Consider the following 24769-nt stretch of genomic DNA (forward strand, 5'->3'; position numbering starts at 1 on the left):
GCTCAGTTGTTGACCGTCTGCTCGGCCACGAACCGGAGCGTGATGTCGGTGGTCAGGCTCTGGAACTCGTTGCCGGCCGCGGCGTCGAAGTCCACGCGCACGCACAGCTCCTCGGCGCTCAGGGCAGCCAGGACACGATCCCCGTCCTGCGCGCCGGGCGCCGACGAACCCAGCAGGGCCGTGTCGGTACCTGCCAGCCCGAACCCGGTGGTCGTCAGCTGGGCGGCCGTCCCGACGGCGGCCGCGGTGGCGTCAGCCGTGCACGCCGCACCGTCCAGGTCGAACAGGCTGAGCGAGAGCGCATCCTGCAGGGCGCCGGTCACCACAGGGGTCTCGAGGTCCGGTGGGGTTCCGGGCGTGCCCGCCGCGGCCGAGTAGCGCACCGCGTAGCGCAGCTCGAGCGACCCGTCGTTGTCCACCGTCACCGGCGCGACGACGGCGTCCCCGGGGGCCAGGCCGCCGGACGGCATGGTGAACGTGAGGTCGCCACCGGCGATGTCGACGGTGCCGGAGGTGATCGCCGCGTTGACGGTGTCGTTGTCGGTGAACAGCGCCGAGGTCGTCAGCGAGGTCGCGCCCACCACCGACAGGCCCACGATCGCGACGGTCGCCCACAGCCGACGGCGCCGCGGCTTGTCACGGGGCGCCGGGGCGGGGTCGATCATCTCCTGGAGCAGGTCGTCGATCACAGCGGGTGCCCTCCTCGGGCTGTCGAGCTCGGCGTGGTGCGGGAACCGTGCCGAAAGTACAGGTATCGGCAGGTGACTCGTCGGACTTGAGCGTTCCGTGTCGAGTCGGGCGATCAGGGTCCGCTCGGGCGGTCCGTCCCGGTGGCGGCCTCGACGCCGCGGGTGGGCACCGCCCCAGCGGTCGCCGACGCCCGGCTGGACCCGGTGTGACGCGGGTGGCGTTCTCCCAGCGAAGCACGCAGCTGCGGCACCTGCCTGGCGGGCACCGCCTCGGAGTACAGGAACCCCTGCGCGTGGTCGACACCCAGACCCCGCAGGATCCCGGCGATGTACTCGTCCTCGACGCCCTCCGCGACGACGCGCAGGCCGAACGAGTGGGCCAGGTCGACCATGGCCTGCACGACGACCTCCGCACCGTCCCGCCCGCCCTCGCGCAGGTCCGACACGAACAGCCGGTCGATCTTCAGCTCGTCGACGGGCAGGTCCCGCAGCTGGGAGATCGAGGTGTTGCCGATGCCGAAGTCGTCGATCGCCACCCGCACGCCGAGCTCGCCGAGCCGCTCGAGCACGGGCACCACACGGGACCGGTCGGCGACCAGGGCCGTCTCGGTGATCTCCACGTCCAGCAGCGCGGCGGGCACCGCGTGGTCGGCCAGCAGCGACTCGATGAGCTCGACGACCTGCGACGTGGTGACGTCGTGCGCGGACAGGTTCACGGCCACCGGCACGTCGTGCCCCTCGGCCCGCCACCGGGCCAGCTGGGTGACGCACTCCGTCAGGGCGAACCGGGTGATGTCGTGGATGAGCCCCGACTGCTCGGCCAGCGGCACGAACACCGTCGGGGCGATCAGCCCACGCGTGGGGTGGCGCCAGCGCATGAGCGCCTCGAAGCCGACCGTGCGGCCCGTGGAGAGGGCGACCTTCGGCTGGTAGTGCATGACCAGCTCGGGTGCGGCCCCCGGCTCCGGTGCGAGCGCCCGGTGCAGGTCGCCGAGCAGCACCAGGCGGGCGGGGGAGGAGTCGTCCTCGTCCGGGGAGTACACGGCCACGCCCTTGCGGTGGTTCTTCGCCGCGTACATGGCGATGTCGGCGGTGCGCATCAGCGAGGACGCGTCGTCGGCGTGGTCCGGCAGGCACGCGACGCCCACCGAGGTGTCCACGTGCAACGGGATCTCCCCGAGCGTGAACGGAGGCACGAACAGGTGCCGGACCCGGTGCGCGAGACGTTCGGCGTTCGCCACCGAGCGCACGTCGGGCAGCAGGATCGCGAACTCGTCCCCGCCCAGCCGGGCCACGACGTCCTCGTGCCGCAGCGCGTTGCGCAGCCGGGCCGCGACCTGCTCGAGCAGCTCGTCGCCGCGGTCGTGACCGAGGGAGTCGTTGATGTCCTTGAACCGGTCGATGTCCAGCAGCATCAGGCCCACGCGGGTCTCGTCGCGCCCCGCGTCGAGGATCGCGCGGCGCATCCGGTCGGCCAGCAGCCGGCGGTTCGGCAACCCGGTCAACGAGTCCAGCAGGGCGAGCCGGGCGTTCTCCAGCGCGGTCGACTGCAGGCGCCGCGACGTGGTCATCACGGTGCGGAAGAGCAGCAGGAACAGGGCGACCAGCCCGCCGGCGGTCACCAGGGTCACGGTGCGCACCGCCTCGGCCAGGGCGGCCGACGACGCGGTGTGGTCGAGCAGGATCTCCGCCGCGCCCACCACGTCGTCCGGGGCGAGCGTCGAGCCGGCGTCCAGCAGCCCGGCGGTGTCGGCGACCTGCACGGGCGTGTAGACGTCGAGCACGTCACGCTCGGTGGCCCCGGCGGTGGTCCGCTCGCCGCTGACGTCCACCTGCACGCGTGCGTCCGGGTTGCCCGAGGCCATCACCCGGTCCAGCCGTTCACCGTCGGGGAACCCGGTGGATCCCCGCTCGACCGAGCTGAACAGCAGCACGCCGTCGGCACTCCACAGCCGGACCTCGACCAGCCTGTCCCCGAACCCGGCGATCGACCGCTCGACGGCGTCGGCCTGCTCACCGGTCAGTGCGCCGGTGACCGCGAACGCGTCGGCGGGCACCGTGGCCGTGGCGTACGAGCTGACCGCGGTGGCCATCGTGGTGCCGTCGCGCAACGCCTGCGTGGTCATCACCGACGAGGTCACCCACACCAGTGCCACCCCGAGGGCTGCCATCGCCAGGACGCTCACGACCGCGAAGTACCGCGGGAGCGACCAACGCCGACGGACGGCAGACGTCACCTGGACCTCACGTGCTGCTGGACGGGCTGGCGGTCGGGGTGGAGTGATCGAAGGGTGCCGACGAGGGGCACGGACAGTCGAAGGGTAGGCGGTGGGCCCCTGGTTTGCGACATTCCACGCGTCCCGCCCTCGCTCGGCGAGTCGCGCGGACGCGCCGGGCGCGTGCGCCTACCTGTCCCGGCGACGGGCACGGTAACCTCCGATGACGACCCGGCCACGGACGGCCACAGGGGCTCAGGAGGTCCAGCTTGCACGAGATGCGCCCGTGCACCGTGGCGGGCGCAGAGGCCGGCGTCACGGGTCACATCCGCTCGTTCGACGGGCGCGACGCCGTGGTGGTACCCGAGGCGTTGCCCCGCGGGCTGACGCCGGGCATGCCTGTGCGACTGCGGGTCATGGACGACGTGCGGGGCGAGTGCCACTACGGCGGGTACGTGGTGCGCGTGGGGGCCATCGTCGAGATCGGCAGCATCGAGCTGGAGTCCGTGGTGCAGAAGCGCGACGGGGTGCGGGTCGGTGTGCGCCTGCTGTGCATCGCCGCGCTGGAGCGTGCGGACACGCACCTGCCGGGCGATGCGGCCGACACCGGTGAACCCGCGGACGAGCACACCGCTGACGACGAGGACCCGGCCGACGAGGCGCCGGGTCGCAGCGTCGGCGTCACCGTGCTGGACCTGTCCGCCAACGGCACGCGACTGACCTGCACGGCCAGGCTGGACGTGGGCGACATCCTCACGTTCGACCTGCCCGCGGTCGTGGTCGGACGAGGTGGCGCGCTGCCGCTGCACGTGCAGGCCCTCGTGGTGCGCACGCAGTCCCTGGCGGGGGTCGTGCACTACGGCTGCCGGTTCGTGGGCCTCGACGAGCGCTCGTCGGACCACCTGTACGCCTACGTGGCCAGGACGCAGCGCGAGCAGCGACGCGTGCGCGCCGAGAGCACCTGACCGCCCGGAGCACGTGACCGCCCAGCACACCTGACCGCGGCGGCAGGCCCCGGTCGGCCGGTCAGGTGGTCGGTGCCAGGGGCATCGAGCCCAGCAGCGCGGCGGCCCGATCGGCGGGCACGGCACGGTCGAAGAGGAACCCCTGCGCGCTCTCGCACCCGATGTCCCGCAGGATCTCCAGCTGGGCGTGCGTCTCGACGCCTTCGGCGATGACCGTCAGCCCGAGCGCCCGCCCCATCGCGACGATCGCGCGGACCAGCTCGCGGGACTGCTGCTCCTCGGCGAGCCCTTGCACGAACGACCTGTCGATCTTGAGGGCGTCGACCGGGTACCGGTGCAGCGTCTGCAGCGAGGAGTGGCCCGTGCCGAAGTCGTCGATGTGCAGCTGCAGCCCGGCGTCGTGGAACTTGCGCAGCAGCTGGTCGGCCAGCCCGGGGCGGCGGGCGATGACCCCTTCGGTGATCTCCAGCGTGAGGCACTCGGCCGGCACGCCGTGGCGTGCGAGGCAGTCGTGCACGTGCTGCGCCAGCCCGGTGTGCCAGAACTCGCGGTCGGAGAGGTTCACGCTCACGGTGACCGGGCCGTCGTACGTCGCCCGCCACTGCGCCAGGTCGCGGCACGTGTGGTCGACGACCATCTGGCCGAGGCGGACCACGAGCCCCGTCTCCTCCATGAGCGGCAGGAACGTGCCGGGCAGCACCAGGCCGCGCGTGGGGTGGTTCCAGCGCACGAGCGCCTCGAACCGCGCGACCGGGGAGTCGTCGAGCTCGATGATCGGCTGGTAGTACACCTCGAACTCGTCGCGGTCGAGCGCGAGCTGCACCTCGGCCTGCAGGCGCAGGTGCTGCACGGCGTCCTGGTGCATCTCGGCGTCGAAGAACGCCGCCGAACCGGGCTCGTGCGTCTTGGCGTGGTACATCGCCGTGTCGGCGTCGCGCAGCACGTCCTCGGCGTCGGTGTAGCCCACGCTGCTCGAGGCGACGCCCAGGCTCGCGGTGACCCACAGGGCGTGGCCGTCGACCTCGAACGGACGCGACAGCGCATCGATCAGGCGACGCGCGACCATCGGGACGTCGTCGGACCCGATGCCGTCGAGCAGCACCGCGAACTCGTCGCCACCGAACCGGGCCGCCAGGTCGGAGGGTCGCAGCGCGGTCGCCAGTCGTTCGCTGACCGCCCGCAGCAGCCGGTCGCCGGTCTGGTGGCCGAGGGAGTCGTTGACGACCTTGAACCGGTCCAGGTCCAGGAACACCACGGCGTAGGGGACGCCCTCGACCCGCGCACGGGCGACGGAGCGCCGCAGGCGCTCGAGGAACGTGCGCCGGTTCGGCAGTCCGGTCGCCGTGTCGTACATCGCGTGGCGGCGCAGCTCCTCCTCGAGCTGCTTGCGCCGGGTGATGTCCGACATGGAACCGAAGATGTGGGCCGCGCGGCCGTCGGCCCCGATGCTGGCGGGCATGGCGCGCGCGAGCATCCACCGCTGGTCGGCGTCGAGCGGTCCGCGGTAGCGGTACTCCACCTCGGCCAACGGCAGCTCGCCGCGGGCGATCCGCCGCAGCGTCTCCTGCAGCCGCTCGAGGTCCTCGGGGGGGATGCCCCGACGCCAGGTGTCCGTCCGGGTGGCGACGGGGGTGTGCTCCAGCCCGAGCAGGGCGAGCGCTCGTTCGGAGGCCGTGACGTCGTCGGTGGCCGTGTCCATCTCCCACAGGCCTTCGTTGACGGCGGACGCCAGCAGGCTGTGCCGTTCCTCGGAGTGGCGGACGGCGCGGACCAGGTCGTGCTGGTCGAACGCCGAGGCGAGCAGCGCAGCCCAGTGCGCGTACGTCTCGCGGTTGGAGTCGACGTCGATCCCGCCGACGAGCGCCAGCAGCCCCCACTCGCGCCCGGGGGATCCCACGGGCACCACGTAGGCGACCTCGCCGGCGTGGGAACGCACCTGGTCGAGCAGCTCGGTGGGGGGGAACTGCGCGGCGGTGGACCGGCGCCCGACCAGTCCGTGCAGGGCCCGTTGCGGGTCGTGCGTGCCGGTGATCTCCAGCTCGTCGCCGCGCCACAGGGCCAGCGCGCCGACGCGCACGTGGGTGCCGGCCAGCCAGCCGAGGCGTTCGGGTGGCGCCGTGTCGGTGCCGAGCAGGGCGCGACCCACCAGGTACCCCTCGAACAGCGACTCCTCGGCGCTGAGCGAGCGCTGCAGGTAGCGCGCCGCGTGCAGGTGCGAGCGGGTGGCGGACAGCCGGGCCCGCAGCGTGGCCACGGTCGCCGCGAGGGGCGCGGGGTGTGCTTCGCGTGCGGTGCGCTGCAGGTAGGTGTCGACGGCGGTGACGAGCGCGTCGAGGCCCTCGGCGCGCAGCAACGCCTGGCTGAGGTGCTCGAGGGCTGCCGCGACCCGGTCGGACGAGGGGACCACCCCGGTGCGCAGGGCGTTCTCCACCAGCTCCTCGACGGCTGCGGCGGTCGCCGCGAGGTGCGTGCTGGCGTCGGCACCCTGGTCGGTCTCCGTCACGGTGGTCAGGTCGGCCAGCAGCTGCTTCGCCGGTGTGGGCGGCTGCTCGACGGTCGGCACCGGGGGCCGTGCCGCGCCGGCGGGTCGCATCGGCCCCGGGTCGGCGCCGTCGCCTTCGCCCACGCAGCCGCACGACGTGCGGGGGACGACGTGCGCGCTCGGTGCGTACTCGACGGTGCGGCCCTGCAGCGCGTCGGGGCCGTCCTCGACCAGGCGCACCAGGAGCAGTCCGGCGAGGGAGCCGACGGTGTGGAACTTCTGGTCGACCGTGGCCAGGGCGGGCGCGGTGTACGCACCGGCCTCGATGTTGTCGAACCCGATCACGGCGACGTCCTGCGGGATCGACAGCCCTTCGCGTCGCACGCGTGCCATGAAGCCCACCGCGTTGCGGTCCGTGGCGCACATGACGGCGGTGGGTCGCTCGCTGAGGGCGAGGAACCGCTCGGCGGCGAGCATGCCGCCGAGCTCGCCGTTCTCCGCGCAGGGCAGGAAGTGCGTCGGTTCCGGTTCGATCCCGTGCTCGAGGAGCGTCTGGTGGTAGGCGGCGTACCGCTCGCGCATGTCGGTGCCGGCCAGGTTGCCGACGAACCCGATGCGCGTGTGCCCGTGCTGGAGCAGGTGGGCGACGGCGGCGGCCGTGCCGCCCAGGTTGTCGGGCATGGCGACGGGTGCGACGAACCCGGGGATGTGGTGCGAGACGAGGACGACCGGGACGCCGGACTCACCCAGGCGTTCCAGCGAGGTCCGGCCGACCGCGCCGGCCACGGACACCGCGCCGACGGCGTGGTCCCACGCCACGGGCATGGTCGGCTGGACGGAGTCGGCCTCCACGTAGGGGAGCGTCTGCGCCGCGGTCTGGTGCACCACCACGCGTCCTCCGGCGCGGGCGACCTCCCGCTGGATCCCGGCGAGCGTCTCGCCGAAGTAGAAGCCACCGGTGAAGGAGACCAGCACCAGGACGGTATCCGTCCGCTCCATCGCACTCCTCCCCGGGGACTCGCGGGGCGCGCGCCCGCCTGTGCGACGACCGTCGGCCGCGTCGCACGTGTCGAGAGTGCCCATCGACGTCGCACCTGTCCTGTTGAGTGTCCTGAGGCGTTGCTGGTCAGGTGTCCGACTCTTGTCCCCCGGACGGAGCAACCGTGGGCTCTCGTCGGCCCTGATGGACCTCAACGCGGTGGTGCGCCACCACCGCGAGGCCACGGAACGTCCGGGCGGACCGTGGTGTTGCAGCAGGCATGGGATACCAGGTGACGAGGTCCGACGAGGAGTGGCGGCTGCTGCTGGAGCCGCAGGAGTTCGCGGTGCTGCGCCAGGCGGCCACCGAACGGCCGGGGACGGGAGCGCTGCTCGGCGAGGCGCGGGTCGGGGTGTACGGCTGTCGGGCGTGCGGGCAGGAGCTGTTCCGCTCGGAGACGAAGTTCGACGCGCACTGCGGGTGGCCGAGCTTCTTCTCTCCGTTGGCCGCCGACCGGGTGGAGCTGGTCGAGGACCGCACGCTGGGCATGGTCCGCACGGAGGTGCGGTGCGCGCGCTGCGGTTCGCACCTGGGCCACGTGTTCGACGACGCACCGCAGACCCCGACCGGCGACCGGTACTGCATGAACTCCGTGAGCCTGACGTTCCGGGCGCAGGAGGGCTGATCCGGACGACACGCCCACGCGGCTCGGACGACACGCCCACCTGTTCCGGCTCGCTGCCGAGACGACCTGAAGAAGGGGCGTCGAGGTGCCGATAATGGTGTCGTGGACACAGTGCTGACGGTGCGACGGTGGAGGCGCTACGGCGCCGACCGTCTGTTCGTCACCGAGTCGACGGGGGCCCGCGCGGGGTCCGTGGACCTGCAGTCCGGTGAGGTCGTCGTGGACGAGCCGCACCTGGAGTCGATGCTGCGTCGCGCCGTGCAGGCGTACCTGCGGTCGGACGTCACCGAGCTGGTGCTGCCGCTGCCGGGCCCGCGCGACGCGCTGGACGCGCTGGACGAGGCTGCGATGCGGGCCTGGTTGGGTCCGGACGGTGCTCCCGAGCTGGACGCGGACCGGCGCGAGCGCATGGAGCGGGGCAACCCGGTGGGTGTGCGGCTGGACCGGTTGGCGGAGGAGGGCTGGCAGGCGCTGCACGACGTGCCGCTCGGCCGTCAGGGCACGGTCGTCGAGCACCTGCTGGTGGGTCCTGGTGGCATCTTCACCATCTGCGAGCGCCGCCATCCCGGTCAGCGGGTCTGCGTCGAGGGTCGCCGCATCGAGGTCGACGGGCGCCCGGTGCCGTACCTGCGGGACGCCCGGCTGGAGGCCGCGCGGGTCCAGGGTCTGCTGCACGCGAGCGGGGTCGCTGCCGTGACGGTGCGCGGCATGGTCGTGCTGCAGGGCGAGCTCGAGCTGTCGCAGGAGCCGCGGACGCAGGACGCGGTGGCGGTGTCCCGGCAGGACGTGCCTGCGGTGTTCCGGCAGATGCCGACCCGCTTGGACCCGGACCGGGTGGCCGCGATCACGGCGATCGCCCGGCAGCGCACCACCTGGCTGCGCTGACCACCTGCTGACCGTCTGCCGAGGGCGTGGCGAGTTCTGCCTGCCCCTGAGGGTCAGCGGCGCACGGAGGCGGCGACGGCGGCGTTGAGCCGCGCGAGCTGCTCCGCCAGGCGCCGCAGCTCGTCCTCCTCCCACGGAGCCAGCGCCTCGCGCAGGAACCCGCCTCGCGCCCCGCGTGCCCCCTCGAGTCGTGCGGTGCCCTCGACGGTCAGCTGCAGCAGCTGCCCGCGCTGGTCGTCGGGATCGGGTCGGCGCTCGACGAGGCCGAGCTCGGTGAGCCGCGCCAGCTGGCGTGAGATCGTCGCGCGGCCGATCCCGAAGTCGTCGGCGACGACGCTGGCGCGCACGCCGGGGCGCCGGGCGATGTAGGCGAGCGTGGCGTACACGCCGGGCTCCAGGTCGGGGTGCACCTTGCGGGCGATGGTCGCCGAGGCGGCGTGCGCGCGACGCAGCAGCATGCCCAGCTCGCGTTCCACCTGGCGGATCGGTTCCTCGGCCTCCACACCCCCATCCTCCCGGACGGGGACGCCGGACGGGACCGCGCAGATCACCGGGTCAGCCGAGCGTCGCCGCGGTGACCGCGGGTGCGCTGGTCGGCGTGCTCTCGGCCGGGGCCTGCGACGCCTCGGCCTGCGCCCGCAGCTCGGCGCCGGAGCGGGTGCCCAACGGCACCTCCCGCAGGAAGCACACGGCGACGAGCGAGACGAGTGCGACGGGGACGGCCAGCAGGAACAGCTCGGCGATCCCGTCGCCGAACGCGGACTCGACGACCACCCGCACGGGGTCGGGCAGCGTGGCCAGGTCCGGCAGCGCGCCGGAGCCGCCGCCCAGGGCGGACGGGTCGACGCCCAGGCGCACGAGCCCCTCGGCGATCAGGTCGCCGACACGTGAGCCGAGCACGGCGCCCAGCACCGAGACGCCGATGGTGCCGCCCAGGGAGCGGAAGAACGCGACGGTGGCGGTGCCTGCACCGATGTCCTGCACGTCGAGGGTGTTCTGCACGGCGAGCACGAGGTTCTGCATCAGCATGCCGACGCCGGCGCCCAGCATGGCCATGTACACCGCGACGAGCGTGAACTCGGTGTCGTAGTGGATGGTGCCCATGAGGGCCAGGCCGGCGGTGAGCGTGATCGCGCCGGCGACCATGAAGCGCTTGTAGTGGCCCGAGCGGGAGATGGAGCGGCCGGACAGGGTGGAGGCCAGGACCATGCCGGCGACCATGGGAATGGTCATCAGACCGGACTGGGTGGGTGTCTTGCCGCGTGCGAGCTGCATGTACTGGCTGAGGAACACCGATGTGCCGAACAGGGCGATGCCGACGGAGATCGAGGCGACGACCGCCAGCACGAGGGTGCGGTTGCGGAACAGGCGCAGCGGGATGATCGGCTCGGCGGCCCGTGACTCGACGAGCACGGCCAGGGTCAGCAGTGCCAGCGCGCCGCCGACCATGGCGGCGGTCTGCCAGGAGCCCCACGCGAAGTTGTCGCCGACGAACGTGATCCACAGCAGCAGCGTCGCGATGCCGGCGGACAGCAGGCCGGCGCCGGCGTAGTCGATGTGCACGACGCGGCGCGGCCGCGGGGCCAGGTGCAGCGTGCGCTGCAGCACGACGATCGCGGCGACGGCGAACGGCAGCCCGAAGAAGAAGTTCCAGCGCCACCCGGGTCCGTCGGTGACGACGCCGCCGATGAGCGGTCCGCCGATCATGCCGAGCGCCATGATCGCGCCGGTGTAGCCCATGTACCGGCCGCGCTCGCGCGGGCTGATGATGTCGGCGATGAGCACGGTCGCCAGGGCGGTGAGGCCGCCGGCGCCGATGCCCTGGAACGCGCGGGCGGCGATGAGCTGCCCGGTGGTCTGCGACAGACCGGCGAGCGCGGACGAGACGACCGACAGAACGAGCGCGACCTGGATGAGCATCTTGCGGTCGAACAGGTCGGCGAGCTTGCCCCAGATGGGCGTGGTGACGGTGGTGGTCAGCAGCGTGGCGGTGACGACCCAGGTGAAGGCCGACTGGGAGCCGCCGAGGTCGGTGATGATCCGGGGGAGCGAGGACGAGACGAGGCTCGTGGCCAGGATCGAGACGAACATGCCCAGGAGGATCCCGGAGAGTGCTTCGAGCACCTCGCGGTGGGTCATGGTGGGGGTCGTCGCGGCGGCCGGCGTGGTGGGGGTGTCTGTGGGGTTGTCCGTGGGGATGGCCATGCTCGGCTCTCGTCGTGCGGAGGTGACGGGCGTTCCCGTCCGATGTCGTTGCCTCGGGCAACCATAGGTCGGGTAGTTGCCCACGGCAACGGTTCTGGTGGGTCGGTGCCTGTGACGTCCATGACAGCACCGCCCGCGACGCCCCGGCCGTCCCGCGTGCCGCCAGCGGCTCAGCGGGTGTACGTCGCGCCCTGCATGTCCTCCAGCTGCATGCCCTTGGTCTCCGGCACCCGCGCCAGCACGAACACGAACGACAGCGCCGCGAACACCGCGTACATCAGGTAGGGGACGGTCGCCCCGAACGCGTCCAGCAACGGCGGGAACGACACCGTGATGAGGAAGTTGGCGACCCACTGCGCCGCGGCGGCCACCCCCAGCGCCGCCGCCCGGATCCGGTTCGGGAACATCTCCCCGAGCAGCACCCACACCAGCGGCCCCCAGGACGCCCCGAAGAACACCACGAACGCGTTCGCGGCGATCAGCGCCGTGGTGCCCCAGCCGGCCGGCAGCGAGATGTCCTCGCCCACGGTCGTCGCCTGCGTGAACGCCAACGCCATCAGCCCCAGCGAGAGCGTCATCCCCGCAGACCCCACCAGCAGGATCGGCCGGCGACCCACCCGGTCCACCAGGGCGATCGCCACCAGGGTCACCAGCACGTTCGTCACCGAGGTGATCGTCGAGACCAGGAACGACTGGCTCTCGTCGAAGCCCACCGCCTGCCACAGCGTCGTGGAGTAGTAGAAGATCACGTTGATCCCCACGAACTGCTGGAACACCGACAGCAGGATGCCCACCCACACGATCGGCAGCAGCCCGAACCGCGGACCCCGCAACGAGGCCCGATCCACCACCGCGGCGTCCCTCGCGATCGTCCGCTCGATCTCGGTGACCCGGCCCTGCGCCTCCTGCTGCGTGCCCAGCACCCGCGTGAGCACCTCGACCGCCTCGGGCGTGCGGCCCTGCGCCACCAGGAACCGCGGCGACTCGGGGATCCGCAGCGCCAGCACCCCGTAGACGCCGGCCGGGATCACGGCCACCAGGAACATCCAGCGCCACGCCTCCCACCCGAACCACAGCTCCTCGGCGGCGCCGCCCGCCGTGCTCGCCAGCAGCTGGTCCGACAGCAGGGCCGCGAAGATGCCCAGCGTGATCGCCAGCTGCTGCAACGAGCCGAGCATGCCGCGCACGGCCGCCGGTGCGATCTCGGCGATGTAGGCCGGGGCGATCACCGACGCGATGCCGATGCCGATCCCGCCGATCACCCGCCACACCGCCAGGTCCCACGCCGCGAAGGCCAGCGCCGAGCCGATCGAGGACACGAAGAACAGCACCGCGCCGAGCAGCATCACCCGCGTCCGCCCCCACCGGTCGGCCAGTCGACCGCCGAGCCATGCACCCGCCGCGCACCCCAGCAACGCCACCGCGACCACCAGGCCCGTCACCGTGGCCGCCAGGTCGAACTGGCCCTCGATCGCGTCGACCGCACCGTTGATCACCGAGCTGTCGAAGCCGAACAGGAAGCCGCCGACCGCCGCGGCGACCGCCAGCGCGACCGCCTTGCCGTGGTGCTCGCTCCTGGGCGTGGGTGTGCTGTCCGTCATGTGTGGTCTCCCCGGGGGTTGAACGGCCCGCACCCCTGCCGGCCGCTCCTCACTCTCACCCGCGGGCTGCGTGCGCGCACCCGGTGCGATCATCGAGGGCATGTCCCAGCCCACCGACGGACCCCGCCGGCCGCGCCGCCCGGCCCTCATGGACGGCGCCCAGGCCGACGCGATCCCCGGCGGCCTCGACCCCGAGGCCCGCGACGCCCTCGCGCACACCACGGCGGCCGCCCTCGTGCAGCACGGGCGCGCCGAGGCGGGCGACCCGCAGGTCGTGGCCCGGCTCGTCGCGCTGGTCGAGACCGAGGGGCTGGACCTCGTGGCGAACCTGTGGGCGCAGAGCCCGCCGGTGAGCCTGCCGGGCGCGCTGTGGCGGCTGTACGTGCTGCGCGAGTGGGTGCGCCGCGACCCGCAGACCGTGGCCGACCGGTTCCGTCAGGGTGTGGCGGCCGCGCCCGTGCACGGCGCGATCGCCGGCGTCGTCGACCCGCCCGGACCGGACGACGTGCGCGTCGCCGCCGACGCGGTCCTGTCGGGCGTGTACACCGGTGACCTGGCCGATGCCCTCGACCGGGCCGCCGCCCTGTGCCACGTGCTGGCCACCGGTGCCGCGTTCGACGCCGACCACCTCGACGTGCTCGACCCCGACCACGCCGACCGCACCACCCGCAGCGCCGCGTCGTTGGCCCGGACGGGTGACGAGCTGACCGCCGCCGCGCAGCAGTGGCGGGCCGGTCACCTCGACTGAGCGGGGGCGTAGCATGGTCGTCGACGTCGGGCCGCGGTAGCCCCGGGCTCCAACTCTCGCCGCTTCGAGCGGCCTCGCGCCGAGAGGCGCTCCCGGCCCGACGTCGCCCCACCTGCTTGATCGCCCCCCGGGCGCCGCACACCTGCCGTCCACCTAGCAGCCGTCTCACAGGCATGCACAGGACATCTGGCGTTGGGGAATCGCCGGACGGTGACCTAGCCTGTGTCCCGTCCGTCAACCCCCTCATGGGAGCCCCCCGTGCGACTGCGCCTCACTCCGCGCGACACCACGTTCTTCGATCTCTTCGCCGCCTCTGCGCAGCACCTCGTCACCGGAGCGAACCTGCTCGGCGAGATGCTCGGGGCCGACCGCCCGACCCGCAAGGAGCTCGGCAAGCGGATGGCCGACGCCGAGCACGCGGCCGACGACGCGACGCACCAGATCATGCGTCGGCTGAACTCGACGTTCGTCACACCGTTCGACCGTGACGACATCTACGACCTGGCCTCGAGCCTCGACGACTGCATGGACTTCATGGAGGAGGCCGCCGACCTCATCGTCCTGTACAAGGTCGAAGAGCTGCCGGCCCGCGTGTCCGACCAGGTCCAGGTGCTGCAGCGTGCCGCCGAGCTGACCGCCGAGGCCATGCCGCGGCTGCGCTCCATGGACTCGCTCTCGGAGTACTGGGTCGAGGTCAACCGCCTGGAGAACCAGGCCGACAAGTCCCACCGCAAGCTGCTCGCGCAGCTGTTCGACGACGTCGCCGACCCGATCCTCCTGATGAAGCTCAAGGAGATCGTGGAGAAGCTCGAGGACGCGGCCGACGCGTTCGAGAAGGTCGCGAACACGGTCGAGACCATCGCGCTCAAGGAGTCCTGAGCGCGGTGGAACTCGCGCTTGTCGTCGTCGTCGTCGCGCTCGCCCTCGGGTTCGACTACACCAACGGATTCCATGACGCCGCCAACGCGATCGCGACCTCGGTCTCGACGCGCGCGCTGACCCCCCGGGCGGCGCTCATCATGGCGGCGGTCATGAACTTCGCCGGCGCGCTGCTGGGCACCGAGGTGGCCGAGACCATCGCCAAGTCGATCGTCGACCTGCAGGACGCCTCGCCGCACCAGGCGCTGATCGTCGTGCTGTGCGCGCTGGTCGGCGCGATCGTGTGGAACCTCATCACCTGGTGGTTCGGTCTGCCCTCGTCGTCCACGCACGCCCTCATCGGCGGACTGGTCGGCGCAGGCCTGGCCGGTGGCCTGGCGATCTACGGCTCGGCGATCGTCGACAAGGTCGTCCTGCCGATGATCATCTCGCCGGTGGTCGGGTTCGGGCTGGCGTTCCTCGTCATGGTCGGCGTGCTGTGGATCTTCCGGTCGGCCTCGCCGACCCGTGCCACGCGCCGGTTCCGCCTGGCGCAGACCGCGTCCGCCGCGGCCATGGCCCTCGGGCACGGTCTGCAGGACGCGCAGAAGACCATGGGTGTCATCTACATGGCCCTCCTCACGGTCGGCTGGGCGAGCACCGACGGCGGCATCCCGATCTGGGTCAAGCTCGCCGCCGCCACCGCCATCTCGCTGGGCACGTACTCCGGCGGGTGGCGCATCATGCGCACGCTCGGTCGCCGCATCATCGAGCTCGACCCCGCCCGCGGGTTCGTCGCCGAGTCGGTGTCCGCCGTGGTGCTCTACGTCAACGCGTTCGTGCTGCACGCGCCCGTGTCCACCACGCACACGATCACCTCGGCGATCATGGGCGTCGGCGCGACCAAGCGGCTGTCGGCCGTGCGCTGGGGCGTCGCGAAGAACATCGGCGTGGCCTGGGTCCTGACCATCCCCGCCGCGGCGACCGTCGCCGCGGTCGTCTACTGGGTCCTCAGCCCGATCCTGCTCTGACGGCCCGCGCCGCACGCGCAGCCGACCACGACGCCGGACCTCCCCTCGGGGCGGTCCGGCGTCGTCGTTCACCCGGCGGGCACCGGGACCCCGTCCGGTCCTCGCTCAGTCGGCGGGCGGGCGGTGCGTCTCCGCCGCCACCACCCGAGGGCCCTTCGCCGTGTGCGCGACGTGCGCCACGAGGACCTGCCCGGGGTGCAGGAACGGGTCGTGTGCCGGCAGCTGGTCGGCCACGGCGCGCCGGGCGTGCTGCGCCAGCACGTCCACCACGGTGGGCAGCACCGGGCGGTGCGTGCACAGCACCGAGTCCGCGGACGTCTGCAGCAGGTCGAGCACCGCTGCGGCCACCCTGGCCGGGGAGCGTTCGTGCTCGGCCTCGGTCAGCATGCCCAGCACCTGCGGCGTGGTGGCCGTCGCGATCGAGTACGGCGTGATCGTGGAGCGGCACCGCGCCCACTCGCTGGTGGCCAACCGGCTCACGCCGAACGCCGACAGCACCGGGACCAGGGCCGTCGCCTGGCGTTCGCCGTCGCGCGTGAGCGGACGGTCCAGCTCGCTGCCGGGCCAGGTGGAGCGCCGCTGCGCGGAGCCGTGCCGTGCGATGACGAGCGTGCGGGTGTCGAGCCGACCCTTGTCGTAGGCGTGCACGAGCGCATCCAGCGGGGCCCGGTCGGCCTTGTTGGTCAGCCGCTCGGCGGCGGTGTCCACGTCCCACCAGCGCACCTGGTCGATCTCGGCGCGGGACGCGCGCGGCACGGGCGGTCGGGCGCGCAACGCGGCGGCGTCGCGGCGGCCGGCGACCTGCGCCGCCCAGTAGTGCACCCGCTTGGTGCGGCCGTCGGAGATCGGGTACAGCAGGCCCGGCAGCGGCATGCCGAGCACCACCTCATGGCCCGTCTCCTCGGCGACCTCGCGGATCGCGGCGCCCACCGCCGACTCGCCCGGGTCGAGCTTGCCCTTCGGCCACGACCAGTCGCGGTACCGGGGGCGGTGCACCAGCGCCACCTGCAGGCGGCCGAGGCGCACACGCCACACCAGGGCACCGGCCGCCTCGACGACGGCCGGTTCCGTGCTGCTGCTCACCGTGCTGTGCCCCTCCGTCGCCTCTGCCGTGCGATGAGGGTGGCCTGCATGTCCGTCAACGGGGTGCCGTCGACCTCGCTGCGGCGCTCCCACGTCCCGGACTGGTCGAGGTGCCACGAGGCCGTCCCGGCGTCCATCGACTCGTCCACCAGGTCCAGCAGCTCGGTCACCTGGTCGGGGTCGGCCACGCGCACCAGCGCCTCGACCCGGCGGTCCAGGTTGCGGTGCATGAGGTCCGCCGAGCCGATGTAGACCTCGGGGCCCTCGAACGTGGAGTCCGGTGCCGGCGAGCTGTGCGCGAACGCGAAGATGCGCGCGTGCTCCAGGAACCGGCCCAGGATCGAGCGCACGCGGATCGTCTCGGACAGACCCGGCACACCCGGGCGCAGCGCGCAGATGCCGCGGACCACCAGGTCGATCGGCACCCCGGCCTGCGAGGCCCGGTACAACGCGTCGATCGTGGCCTCGTCCACCATCGAGTTGACCTTGATCTTGATCCACGCGGGCAGCCCCGCGCGGGCGGCCTCGGCCTCGCGGTCGATCCGTTCGATCAGCCCCGCCCGCACCGAACGGGGGGCCACGAGCAGGCGGTGGAACCGCGACTTGGGTGCGTAGCCCGACAGCTGGTTGAACAGGCGGGTCAGGTCCTGGCCGACCTCCGGGTCGGCGGTCAGCAGGCCCACGTCGGTGTACAGGCGGGCCGTCTTCGGGTTGTAGTTGCCGGTGCCGATGTGGCAGTAGCGGCGCAGGCCGTCGGCCTCCTGCCGCACCACCAGCAGCAGCTTGCAGTGCGTCTTCAGCCCGACGATGCCGTACACCACGTGCACGCCGGCCTGCTCGAGCTTGCGGGCCCACGAGATGTTGTTCTGCTCGTCGAACCGCGCCTTGATCTCGACGAGCGCCAGCACCTGCTTGCCGGCCTCGGCGGCGTCGATCAGGGCATCCACGATCGGGGAGTCGCCCGACGTGCGGTACAGCGTCTGCTTGATCGCCAGCACCTGCGGGTCGGCCGCGGCCTGCTGCAGGAACGTCTGCACCGACGTGGAGAACGAGTCGTACGGGTGGTGCAGCAGGATGTCGCGCTCACGGATCGCCGCGAACACGTTGGTCGCCGTCGCGCTCTCCACCTCGGCGAGCTGACGGTGCGTGGTGGGCACGAACACGGGGAACTGCAGGTCGGCCCGGTCCAGGTCGGCGATCACGTTCAGGCCGGTGTGGTCCAGCGGCGCCGGCAGCGAGTACACCTCGTTCTCGGCCATGCCCAGCTCGCGCACCAGCAGCTCGCGCACGCGCGTGCTGATCGTGTCGGCGACCTCCAGGCGCACGGGCGGACCGAAGCGGCGGCGCAGCAGCTCCTTCTCCATGGCCTGGAGGAGGTTCTCGGCGTCGTCCTCCTCGACCTCGACGTCCTCGTTGCGGGTCACCCGGAACGTGTGGTGCTCGAGGACGTCCATCCCGGGGAACAGCTGGTCGAGGTGCTCGGAGATGACGTCCTCGACGGGCACGAACGACATGGGCCCGCGCTCGACCGACCCGGCTTTCTGGTCGGGGGCGCTGGGGCGGCCGGCGGCGTCCACGGCGATGAACCGGGGCAGCAGCGGCGGCACCTTCACGCGTGCGAAGTGCTCCTTGCCGGTGGCCGGGTTGACGACCACGACCGCCAGGTTGAGCGACAGACCCGAGATGTACGGGAACGGGTGCGCCGGGTCGACCGCGAGCGGCGTCAGCACCGGGAAGATGTGCCGGCGGAAGAACTTGCGCAGCCGGTCCTGCTCGGACTCGCCCAGGTCGGCCCAGTGCACGAGCGTGATGCCCTCGGCGGCCAGCGCGGGCTGCACCTGCTCGGCGAACACCTTCGCGTGCCGCTCCATGAGCACGTGCGCGGCCTCGCCGATGCCCTCGAGCACCTGGCGCGGCGACAGGCCGGAGGCGGCCGTGACGGCCAGGCCGGTGGCGATGCGCCGTTTGAGGCCGGCGACCCGCACCATGAAGAACTCGTCGAGGTTCGAGGCGAAGATCGCCAGGAACCGCACGCGCTCCAGCAGCGGCAACGTCGGGTCCTCGGCGAGCTCGAGCACCCGTTGGTTGAACGCCAGCCAGGACAGCTCCCGGTCGAGGAACCGGTCGTCGGGCAGGGGTTCGTGCACCACCTCGGGCAGCGAGCCGGTCCCCGGGGGCTCGGGCAGCTCGAGGTGCTCGGCGATGTGCGCGGCGAGCGAGGCGTCGATGGCGGTTGCGTCCGTCATCGGACCATCGTGGCACCGCTGGATGAACGATGGGTGTCGAGCGCGTACATCACGTCCACGGCGGACCGTGCGAACCCGACCCGCTCGTACGTGCGCACGGCCACGGCGTTGGCGGCCTCGGTGTACAGCACGACGCTGCGCAGCCCCCGGGCGGACAGCCAGGCCAGCCCTCGGCGGGTCAGCGCGCCCCCCAGGCCGAGCCCCTGCGCGTCCGGGTCGACGCCGAGCACGTAGATCTCGCCGACCTCGTCCGGGCCCAGCTGACCGGCGGCGTGCACCTTGGTCCACACGAACCCGAGGAGCTGGCCGTCGCGTTCGGCCAGCAGGAACCCTGCCGGGTCGAACCAGGGTTCCCTCTGGCGGGCGCGCAGGTCGGACGCGGTCATCCGCCCCTGCTCGGGGTGCTGGGCGAACGCCCGCGAGTTGACGCGCCGCCACGCGTCCTCGTCCTGGCCGGGGACGAACGCGCGGACGGTGACGCCGGCGGGCAGGTGGTCGTCGGCCGGCACGGGGCGGCCGGGCAGCTCCAGCCGCATCTGCCACAGCTCGCGCACGACCGCGAGCCCCGACCGGTGCGCGCTGGCCCGTGCGGCGGGCAGGTCGCCGTGCGCCCACACCGCCACCTGCGAGGCGCCCTCGGCGCGGGCGCGGGCGACCGCGGCGGCGACCAACGCCGTGGCCAGCCCCTGCCGGCGGGCGTCGGGGTCGACGACGAGCTCGACCTTGGCCTGCTCCGCGGCGTCCAGGTCCAGCTGCGCGTAGCCGAGCAGGTGACCGTCGGCGGCCGGGACCAGCAGGTGCTCGACGGGTGCGTCCGGGTCGCCGAGCCGCAGCAGCGGCTGCTCGGACAGCGGGGCGACACCGTCGGCGGTGTGGGCCCGCCGCGCGAGCGCCCGCACCTGGGCGGCCTGGGCGGGATCGAGCGGCGCAGGGCTGCGCACGATGCCGGGCACGCTGCTGGGCGCGGTGTCGTCCTGCGGTGTCCCGGTGCTGGTCATGGGGTCATCCCACCACGGTCGGCCGGTTGGGGCGTGGCGGCGGCCCCCTCGGCGGGCGTCACGTGCCTGAGTGCTGCGGCAGTCGGGTGGTCCCCGTGTGGTGGTCGTGTGACGGACGGCCGCAGGGGGTCCGTGACGGCGGGGCAGCAGGTACGTTGGTCCGGTCATGGACTCCTTCGTGCGCACCCCCGACGCGAGTGCCCCCCAGGAGACGGCGGCGCCGGCCGGTCGGAGGGCCCGCCGTCGGGCTCAGGAGTCCGGTCCCCGCACGGTCGACGTCGACGTGGTCGTCGTGGGTGCCGGGCAGGCCGGGCTGTCGGCGGCGTACCACCTGCGGCGCATCGGGTTGGTGCCGGTCGGCGCCGACGGCTGGGAGCAGGCGCCGGGCACGTTCGTCGTGCTCGACGACGCGGCGCGGCCGGGTGGCGCGTGGCAGCACCGGTGGCCCGGTCTGACGATGGCCGACGCGCACGCCGTGCACGAGCTGCCCGGCAAGGCGCTCGTGGTGCCGGACAGCGCGCAGCCCGCCGCCGAGGCGGTGCCGTACTACTTCGCCGAGTACGAGGAGCAGTTCGGTCTGCACGTGCAGCGCCCGGTCCGTGTCGAACGGGTCGAGGACGAGCCGGGAACCGTGGTCGCGCAGGGCGGGCGGCTGCGGGTGCACACCCGCAGCGTGCTGGCGCCGGACGCCCGGGTCGTGTGGCGCACGCGTGGCCTGGTCAACGCCTCCGGCACGTGGCAGAAGCCGTTCTGGCCGGTGTACCCGGGGCAGTCGAGCTTCCGGGGGCGCCAGCTGCACACGCACGACTACCGGCGGCCCGAGGACCTCGCCGACGGGCACGTGATCGTGGTCGGTGGGGGCACGTCGGCCGTGCAGCTGCTGCTGGCCCTGGCCCGGGTGACCACCACGACCTGGGTCACCCGCCGGCCGCCGGCCTGGCGCGACGAGGACGAGATCACGCCCGAGCGGGGACGCGAGGCCGTCGCGCTGGTCGACGCCCGCACCCGCGCGGGGCTGCCGCCCGAGAGTGTCGTCGGGGTGACGGGTCTGCCGCTGACCGACGCCTACCGGGCGGGGATCGACTCCGGCGTGCTGCGGGCCCGGCCGATGTTCGACCGGCTCGTCCCGGACGGTGCGCAGTGGGACACGGCGGCCGTCCCGGTGCCATCAGGGGGTGCGCCGGGGGCCGCCGACCCGCACGGGTGGGTCGACGGCCCTGCGTTCGTCGAGGCGCGCACGGTGCTGTGGTGCACGGGATTCCGGGCGGCCCTCGACCACCTGGCGCCGCTGCACCTGCGTGGCCCCGGTGGCGGGATCACGATGGACGGCACACAGGTGGTCGCGGACCCCCGGCTGCAGCTCGTCGGCTACGGGCCGAGCGCCTCGACGATCGGCGCGAACCGCGGCGGACGCGAGGCCGTGCGCAACCTGCGACGGCTGCTGTCGCTGTAGCGCCCGCTCACGCGCACGCCACGGCGGTGCCGGCTACCGGGGCAGTCCCCGTGCCGACGAACCCGTACGTGGTGCTCGCCCCGGCGGCCAGCAGACCATTCCACGCGGCGTTCGACACCGTCAGGGTCGAGCCCGCCTGGCTGTACGTGCCCGACCAGCCCTGCACGGTGGTGCCGGCCGGCAGCGTGAGGCTGGTGGACCAGCGCGGGATCGCCGCGGTGCCCGCGGTCACGGTCACCGAGCCCTGGAACCCGCCCTGCCACGTGCCGACCGTGGCGTAGGTCGCGGTGCAGGTCCCCGTGCCGGCCGTGGGCGTGGGCGTCGGGGTGGGTGTGGGTGTGGGGGGCGTGGTCGGGGTGGGTGTCGGCGTCGGTGCGGTCCCGAAGATCGTGGCCGGGACGGACGTGGCCCGCAGCCCGTTCGGGCCGTCGACCAGGCGCCGACCCCACGTGGACAGGTTCGCCGGGTCCCACCCGGTGGCCAGGTCCAGGTACTCCACGCCGCCGCCGTTGCCGGACCACGACCAGCCGTACCAGCCGATGCCGCGGGCCTGCGCCTGCGCCAGGATCGTGTCCTCGTCGACGTCACCGTCGGAGTGCGTGTTGCCGAACTCGCCGACCACCAACGGCAGACCCTGCGCCGCGAACGCGTCGAAGTAGGCGTTGATCGTCGAGGCCTGCGCGTACACGCCGTACATGTGCACCGAGAACAGCACGTTGTGCTGCGGGTCGGCCGCTGCGACGGTCGTGGCCTGGTCGCGCATGATGCCCGCCCAGTCCTGACCCCACGAGGGCGCGTCGACGACGATGTTGTGCTGCAGCCCCGCCGCCCGCAGCTTCACGACCGCGGCCGAGGTGTCGGCCGCCCACCCGGCGTTCACCGAGGTCGTGTTGCCGTACGGCTCGTTGCCGATGTTCAGCTGGACGTAGTCCTCCTGGCCGACCAGCACCGACTTCAGGGACACGAAGTAGTCGGCGGCCTTGTCCAGGGTCACCGCACCGGACTGCTCGCCGTAGCCCGTGGTGTCGTGGTCCTCCAGCATGCAGATGAGCTTCGCGGCCTTGCACCGGGCGATCACGTCGGCCACGTCGGCGGCGTCGTTGCGCGTCCACCGGTCGCCGCCGGACAGGACCACGCGGACGGCGTTGGCGCCGGCGGCCTTGATGTCGGGGATCGCGGTCGCGGTGCGCGAGGTGTACCAGGTGTGCGCGTGGTTGATGCCGCGGGCCACGAACGGGGTGCCGTCGCGCTCGACCAGCCGCGCGTCCTCGATGTGCAGGCCGACGGGTTCGGCAGCCTGCGCCGTCGTCGGGGTCAGCGACACGGCGCTCACGGTGCCGAGGGCGACCAGTGCGGCGGTCAGCAGTGCACCGGCCAGCGCACCGGTCGCCGAACCGGTCGGCAGGGCTCGAGATCTCATGGACGTCCTCGTTCCTGGTCGCGGGCGGCCGGGACCAGGAACGGTCGCGGGCGCCGGGGTGGTTGGCTCCCGTCCGCCGGCTCGATGGCCGCGGCGGACGGGTGCCGGGCGCCAGACAACCAGCCGGGTGGCGGGCGCTCCACCGGCTGAAACGCTTCGTGCCGCCGTCGTGCCCGCCACCCGCCCGCGACCTGCGGGTTCAGGCCCGCCGGGAATCGAACATGTGTACGATGCCGAGGGTCGGATCGGGCGGGGACGTCGGGCGGAGGGCTGATGGCCGGGCAGGGTGAGCTCTGGGGTGTCGTGGTCGAGCAGTCCCTCGTGGACCGCACCGTGCCGCCCCTGTTCGAGGTGCTGGCCACGCTGCCGCTGGGTGGGTGGCGGCTGCTGCTCGTCGGCATCGACGAGGCGTCGCTGGCCGACGGGGTCGCGCAGCTGCGCGCCGCGATGGTCCCCGCCGCGCAGGAGTGCTGGTACGCGCACCTGTTCGACGAGGGGCGGCTGGTGGTCGTCTTCGCCGACGCGGTGTTCGACGTGACGCCGGACGCCCTGACATGGGAGCCGGTCGTCATGCACGGGCTCGCGCGCGGCGTGCCGTTGGAACAGCTCGACTTCGACCCGTGCACGCAGGCCGACGCCCGCGCGCGGTTCGGGTTGGCCGCGGGGTAGCAGCCGGCGGCCCGTCGCGGGGGTGGGACGGCCGCTCTAGCATCGGGTCGAACGAGAGGTCGCACCCATGCCCACCCCCGAGGTCCCGCAGCCCGGCCCGTCCCGCATGGTCCCCGTGGCCGGTCACCCGCTGGTGGTCGGGGTCGTCCCCGGTCAGCCGGCGCTGGTGGCGCTGACGGCCGCCGAGTGGGCCCGCGCGGCGGGTGCGTCCGAGCTGTGCTGTGCGTTCGTCGACGGGTCGCGGTACACCCGTGCGGAGCACGAGGACGGGTCGGTCCAGCACGAGGCGATCGACCCCGACGGCGCCGACGACGGCTGGTTGCGTCGGCAGGAGCTGATCGAGCAGTCGCTCGCCGAGGTGCTCGCGGACTGCGGGGTGCCGTGGACGTTCCGGTACCTGGCCGGTCGGGCGGACCGGGCGCTGACGCATCTGGCGCGCGCGGTCGACGCGGCCGGCTTCGTGGTGGGCACTCGTTCGCCAGGGGCGGGGGCGCGCGTCCGGGAAGCCATCGAAGGCTCGGTGGCCGTGCGGCTGACGCACCACCAGCACCGGCCGGTCATGGTCGTGCCGCTGCATGTCGTCGACTGGAAGACGCCGCTGCTCGGCTGAGGTGCCCCCGATCGGGGCGACGACGGGTGCTCGGTATGCTCCCGGGGAACCCCAGGAGACCCCTTTGACGACCCGTGCGGCACACCTGACGCCCTCGCTGATCCTGCTCGTCGGCCTCGGCGGTGCAGTGGGCACGGGCGCCCGGTACGCGCTCACCTCCGCGGCCCCGGTGGCCGACGGCGGGTGGCCGACGGCCACGTTCGTCGAGAACCTGCTCGGGGCGTTCCTCCTGGGTCTGCTGCTCGAGTCGCTCGTGCGGCGCGGCCCGGAGTCCTCGGGCATCCGTCGGCTGCGCCTGACCCTGGGCACGGGTGTGCTGGGTGGGTTCACCACGTTCAGCACGTTGGCGATCGAGGTCGAACGGCTCGGCGCTGCCGGGCACGTCGGGACCGCGCTGGCCTACGCGCTGGCGAGCGTGGTGCTGGGCTTCCTCACCGCGCTGGCCGGTGTGCTGCTCGGCGCCCGGCTGCACGAGCGGCGTCTTGCCCGACGGGCCCGCTCGGACGACTCGGCCGGCTCGGGGCGCGCCCTGGAGGGATCGCAGTGACCGGGCTGACCGCGTTGACCGTGCCGCTCGTGATGCTCTTCGGCGGGCTCGGCGCCGCGACCCGGTTCGTCGTCGACGGGTCGATCCGTGGGCGCTGGGCGCGGGTGTTCCCGCTGGCCACCGTCACCATCAACGTCACCGGGTCGCTGCTGCTCGGCCTGCTCAACGGCGCGCACCTGTTCCACGGGTTCGGCTCGGTATGGTTCACGGCGCTCGCCACGGGCTTCTGCGGCGGGTACACGACGTTCTCCACGGCCATGGTCGAGACGGTCCGTCTGGTGCAGGCCGGCGAGCGGGGCATCGCGGTGGGCAACGCGCTGGGCACGCTCGCGCTGTGCGTCACGGCGGCGTCCGCCGGGGTCGGCCTCGTGTGGCTCACCGCGCGCTGAGACGTCGACG

Annotated in this window: 21 protein-coding genes; 11 read left to right on the plus strand and 10 right to left on the minus strand. The window is 73.1% G+C overall.

What is annotated here, in order from left to right:
* Window positions 1-2: 2 nt before the first annotated feature.
* Window positions 3-689: a TasA family protein gene (locus ACTHAM_RS03765; RefSeq protein ID WP_440684476.1), complete on the minus strand. Its 687-nt coding sequence runs from the start codon at window positions 687-689 to the stop codon at window positions 3-5.
* 113 nt (window positions 690-802) lie between these two features.
* Window positions 803-2926 (minus strand): putative bifunctional diguanylate cyclase/phosphodiesterase, encoded by a 2124-nt coding sequence (locus ACTHAM_RS03770; RefSeq protein ID WP_440684478.1) that lies wholly within the window; start codon window positions 2924-2926, stop codon window positions 803-805.
* 257 nt (window positions 2927-3183) lie between these two features.
* On the opposite strand from ACTHAM_RS03770, the gene ACTHAM_RS03775 reads away from it, so the two are divergent.
* Window positions 3184-3870, plus strand: a complete 687-nt coding sequence (locus tag ACTHAM_RS03775) for a PilZ domain-containing protein (protein WP_440684573.1) — start codon at window positions 3184-3186, stop codon at window positions 3868-3870.
* Between the two features lie 61 nt (window positions 3871-3931).
* Here the strand turns inward: ACTHAM_RS03775 and ACTHAM_RS03780 are convergent, their stop codons facing one another.
* The gene (locus ACTHAM_RS03780; RefSeq protein ID WP_440684480.1) at window positions 3932-7351 is read right to left on the minus strand and encodes an EAL domain-containing protein; all 3420 of its coding nucleotides are present in this window, start codon (window positions 7349-7351) and stop codon (window positions 3932-3934) included.
* Window positions 7352-7611: 260 nt separating this feature from the next.
* Between ACTHAM_RS03780 and msrB the strand changes: the two genes are divergently transcribed.
* Both msrB and ACTHAM_RS03790 read left to right on the plus strand, forming a co-directional pair.
* A complete protein-coding gene (msrB, locus tag ACTHAM_RS03785) occupies window positions 7612-8016 on the plus strand; it encodes a peptide-methionine (R)-S-oxide reductase MsrB (RefSeq protein WP_440684482.1) in 405 nt (134 codons plus the stop codon).
* 102 nt (window positions 8017-8118) lie between these two features.
* On the plus strand, window positions 8119-8901 hold the full coding sequence (locus ACTHAM_RS03790) for a nuclease-related domain-containing protein (RefSeq protein WP_440684484.1): 783 nt from the start codon (window positions 8119-8121) through the stop codon (window positions 8899-8901).
* A gap of 53 nt (window positions 8902-8954) precedes the next feature.
* On the opposite strand, the gene ACTHAM_RS03795 is transcribed toward ACTHAM_RS03790, so the two are convergent.
* The 3 genes from ACTHAM_RS03795 to ACTHAM_RS03805 form a co-directional block, all read right to left on the minus strand.
* Window positions 8955-9404, minus strand: coding sequence for a MarR family winged helix-turn-helix transcriptional regulator (locus ACTHAM_RS03795; protein WP_440684486.1), 450 nt, complete (start codon window positions 9402-9404; stop codon window positions 8955-8957).
* Window positions 9405-9456: 52 nt separating this feature from the next.
* A complete protein-coding gene (locus ACTHAM_RS03800) occupies window positions 9457-11106 on the minus strand; it encodes an MDR family MFS transporter (protein ID WP_440684488.1) in 1650 nt (549 codons plus the stop codon).
* A 170-nt stretch (window positions 11107-11276) separates the two neighbouring features.
* Window positions 11277-12707: a sugar porter family MFS transporter gene (locus tag ACTHAM_RS03805; protein ID WP_440684490.1), complete on the minus strand. Its 1431-nt coding sequence runs from the start codon at window positions 12705-12707 to the stop codon at window positions 11277-11279.
* 100 nt (window positions 12708-12807) lie between these two features.
* Between ACTHAM_RS03805 and ACTHAM_RS03810 the strand changes: the two genes are divergently transcribed.
* From ACTHAM_RS03810 to ACTHAM_RS03820, 3 genes are all read left to right on the plus strand, one after another.
* A complete protein-coding gene (locus tag ACTHAM_RS03810) occupies window positions 12808-13455 on the plus strand; it encodes a hypothetical protein (RefSeq protein ID WP_440684492.1) in 648 nt (215 codons plus the stop codon).
* 258 nt (window positions 13456-13713) lie between these two features.
* On the plus strand, window positions 13714-14334 hold the full coding sequence (locus tag ACTHAM_RS03815) for a DUF47 domain-containing protein (RefSeq protein ID WP_440684494.1): 621 nt from the start codon (window positions 13714-13716) through the stop codon (window positions 14332-14334).
* Window positions 14335-14339: 5 nt separating this feature from the next.
* A complete protein-coding gene (locus ACTHAM_RS03820; protein WP_440684496.1) occupies window positions 14340-15344 on the plus strand; it encodes an anion permease in 1005 nt (334 codons plus the stop codon).
* 105 nt (window positions 15345-15449) lie between these two features.
* Here ACTHAM_RS03820 and ACTHAM_RS03825 read toward each other — a convergent pair whose 3' ends face one another.
* From ACTHAM_RS03825 to mshD, 3 genes are read right to left on the minus strand one after another with little or no spacing between them, the layout of a single operon-like run.
* Window positions 15450-16427 (minus strand): NUDIX hydrolase, encoded by a 978-nt coding sequence (locus ACTHAM_RS03825; protein WP_440684498.1) that lies wholly within the window; start codon window positions 16425-16427, stop codon window positions 15450-15452.
* Window positions 16424-18673, minus strand: a complete 2250-nt coding sequence (locus ACTHAM_RS03830) for an RNA degradosome polyphosphate kinase (protein ID WP_440684500.1) — start codon at window positions 18671-18673, stop codon at window positions 16424-16426. Before ACTHAM_RS03830 ends, ACTHAM_RS03825 begins: the two co-directional genes overlap by 4 nt.
* On the minus strand, window positions 18670-19671 hold the full coding sequence (mshD, locus tag ACTHAM_RS03835) for a mycothiol synthase (RefSeq protein ID WP_440684502.1): 1002 nt from the start codon (window positions 19669-19671) through the stop codon (window positions 18670-18672). The genes ACTHAM_RS03830 and mshD overlap by 4 nt, the downstream gene beginning before the upstream one ends.
* A gap of 166 nt (window positions 19672-19837) precedes the next feature.
* On the opposite strand from mshD, the gene ACTHAM_RS03840 reads away from it, so the two are divergent.
* Entirely contained in the window at window positions 19838-21124 is a 1287-nt protein-coding gene (locus tag ACTHAM_RS03840) for an NAD(P)-binding domain-containing protein (protein WP_440684504.1), read from the plus strand.
* 7 nt (window positions 21125-21131) lie between these two features.
* Here the strand turns inward: ACTHAM_RS03840 and ACTHAM_RS03845 are convergent, their stop codons facing one another.
* Window positions 21132-22544: a cellulase family glycosylhydrolase gene (locus tag ACTHAM_RS03845; RefSeq protein WP_440684506.1), complete on the minus strand. Its 1413-nt coding sequence runs from the start codon at window positions 22542-22544 to the stop codon at window positions 21132-21134.
* Between the two features lie 273 nt (window positions 22545-22817).
* Between ACTHAM_RS03845 and ACTHAM_RS03850 the strand changes: the two genes are divergently transcribed.
* The 4 genes from ACTHAM_RS03850 (at window position 22818) to ACTHAM_RS03865 (ending at window position 24759) form a co-directional block, all read left to right on the plus strand.
* Window positions 22818-23213 (plus strand): hypothetical protein, encoded by a 396-nt coding sequence (locus ACTHAM_RS03850; RefSeq protein WP_440684508.1) that lies wholly within the window; start codon window positions 22818-22820, stop codon window positions 23211-23213.
* A 67-nt stretch (window positions 23214-23280) separates the two neighbouring features.
* Window positions 23281-23823 carry a universal stress protein gene (locus ACTHAM_RS03855; RefSeq protein WP_440684510.1) on the plus strand — a complete coding sequence of 181 codons (543 nt, stop codon included), beginning with the start codon at window positions 23281-23283 and terminating at the stop codon, window positions 23821-23823.
* Between the two features lie 64 nt (window positions 23824-23887).
* Window positions 23888-24370, plus strand: coding sequence for a fluoride efflux transporter FluC (locus ACTHAM_RS03860; protein WP_440684512.1), 483 nt, complete (start codon window positions 23888-23890; stop codon window positions 24368-24370).
* Window positions 24367-24759, plus strand: a complete 393-nt coding sequence (locus tag ACTHAM_RS03865) for a fluoride efflux transporter FluC (protein ID WP_440684514.1) — start codon at window positions 24367-24369, stop codon at window positions 24757-24759. Before ACTHAM_RS03860 ends, ACTHAM_RS03865 begins: the two co-directional genes overlap by 4 nt.
* The last annotated feature ends 10 nt before the right edge of the window (window positions 24760-24769 follow it).

It is taken from the genome of Cellulomonas soli (assembly GCF_052036975.1).
GTDB classification, from domain to species: domain Bacteria; phylum Actinomycetota; class Actinomycetes; order Actinomycetales; family Cellulomonadaceae; genus Cellulomonas; species Cellulomonas soli_A.

Coding starts and splice junctions, on each gene's coding strand:
- ACTHAM_RS03775 (WP_440684573.1), top strand. CDS start 3,184: ATGCGCCCGTGCACCGTGGCGGGCGCAGAGGCCGGCGTCACGGGTCAC.
- ACTHAM_RS03780 (WP_440684480.1), bottom strand. CDS start 7,351: ATGGAGCGGACGGATACCGTCCTGGTGCTGGTCTCCTTCACCGGTGGC.
- msrB (WP_440684482.1), top strand. CDS start 7,612: ATGGGATACCAGGTGACGAGGTCCGACGAGGAGTGGCGGCTGCTGCTG.
- ACTHAM_RS03800 (WP_440684488.1), bottom strand. CDS start 11,106: ATGGCCATCCCCACGGACAACCCCACAGACACCCCCACCACGCCGGCC.
- ACTHAM_RS03805 (WP_440684490.1), bottom strand. CDS start 12,707: ATGACGGACAGCACACCCACGCCCAGGAGCGAGCACCACGGCAAGGCG.
- ACTHAM_RS03810 (WP_440684492.1), top strand. CDS start 12,808: ATGTCCCAGCCCACCGACGGACCCCGCCGGCCGCGCCGCCCGGCCCTC.
- ACTHAM_RS03830 (WP_440684500.1), bottom strand. CDS start 18,673: ATGACGGACGCAACCGCCATCGACGCCTCGCTCGCCGCGCACATCGCC.
- mshD (WP_440684502.1), bottom strand. CDS start 19,671: ATGACCAGCACCGGGACACCGCAGGACGACACCGCGCCCAGCAGCGTG.
- ACTHAM_RS03840 (WP_440684504.1), top strand. CDS start 19,838: ATGGACTCCTTCGTGCGCACCCCCGACGCGAGTGCCCCCCAGGAGACG.
- ACTHAM_RS03845 (WP_440684506.1), bottom strand. CDS start 22,544: ATGAGATCTCGAGCCCTGCCGACCGGTTCGGCGACCGGTGCGCTGGCC.
- ACTHAM_RS03850 (WP_440684508.1), top strand. CDS start 22,818: ATGGCCGGGCAGGGTGAGCTCTGGGGTGTCGTGGTCGAGCAGTCCCTC.
- ACTHAM_RS03855 (WP_440684510.1), top strand. CDS start 23,281: ATGCCCACCCCCGAGGTCCCGCAGCCCGGCCCGTCCCGCATGGTCCCC.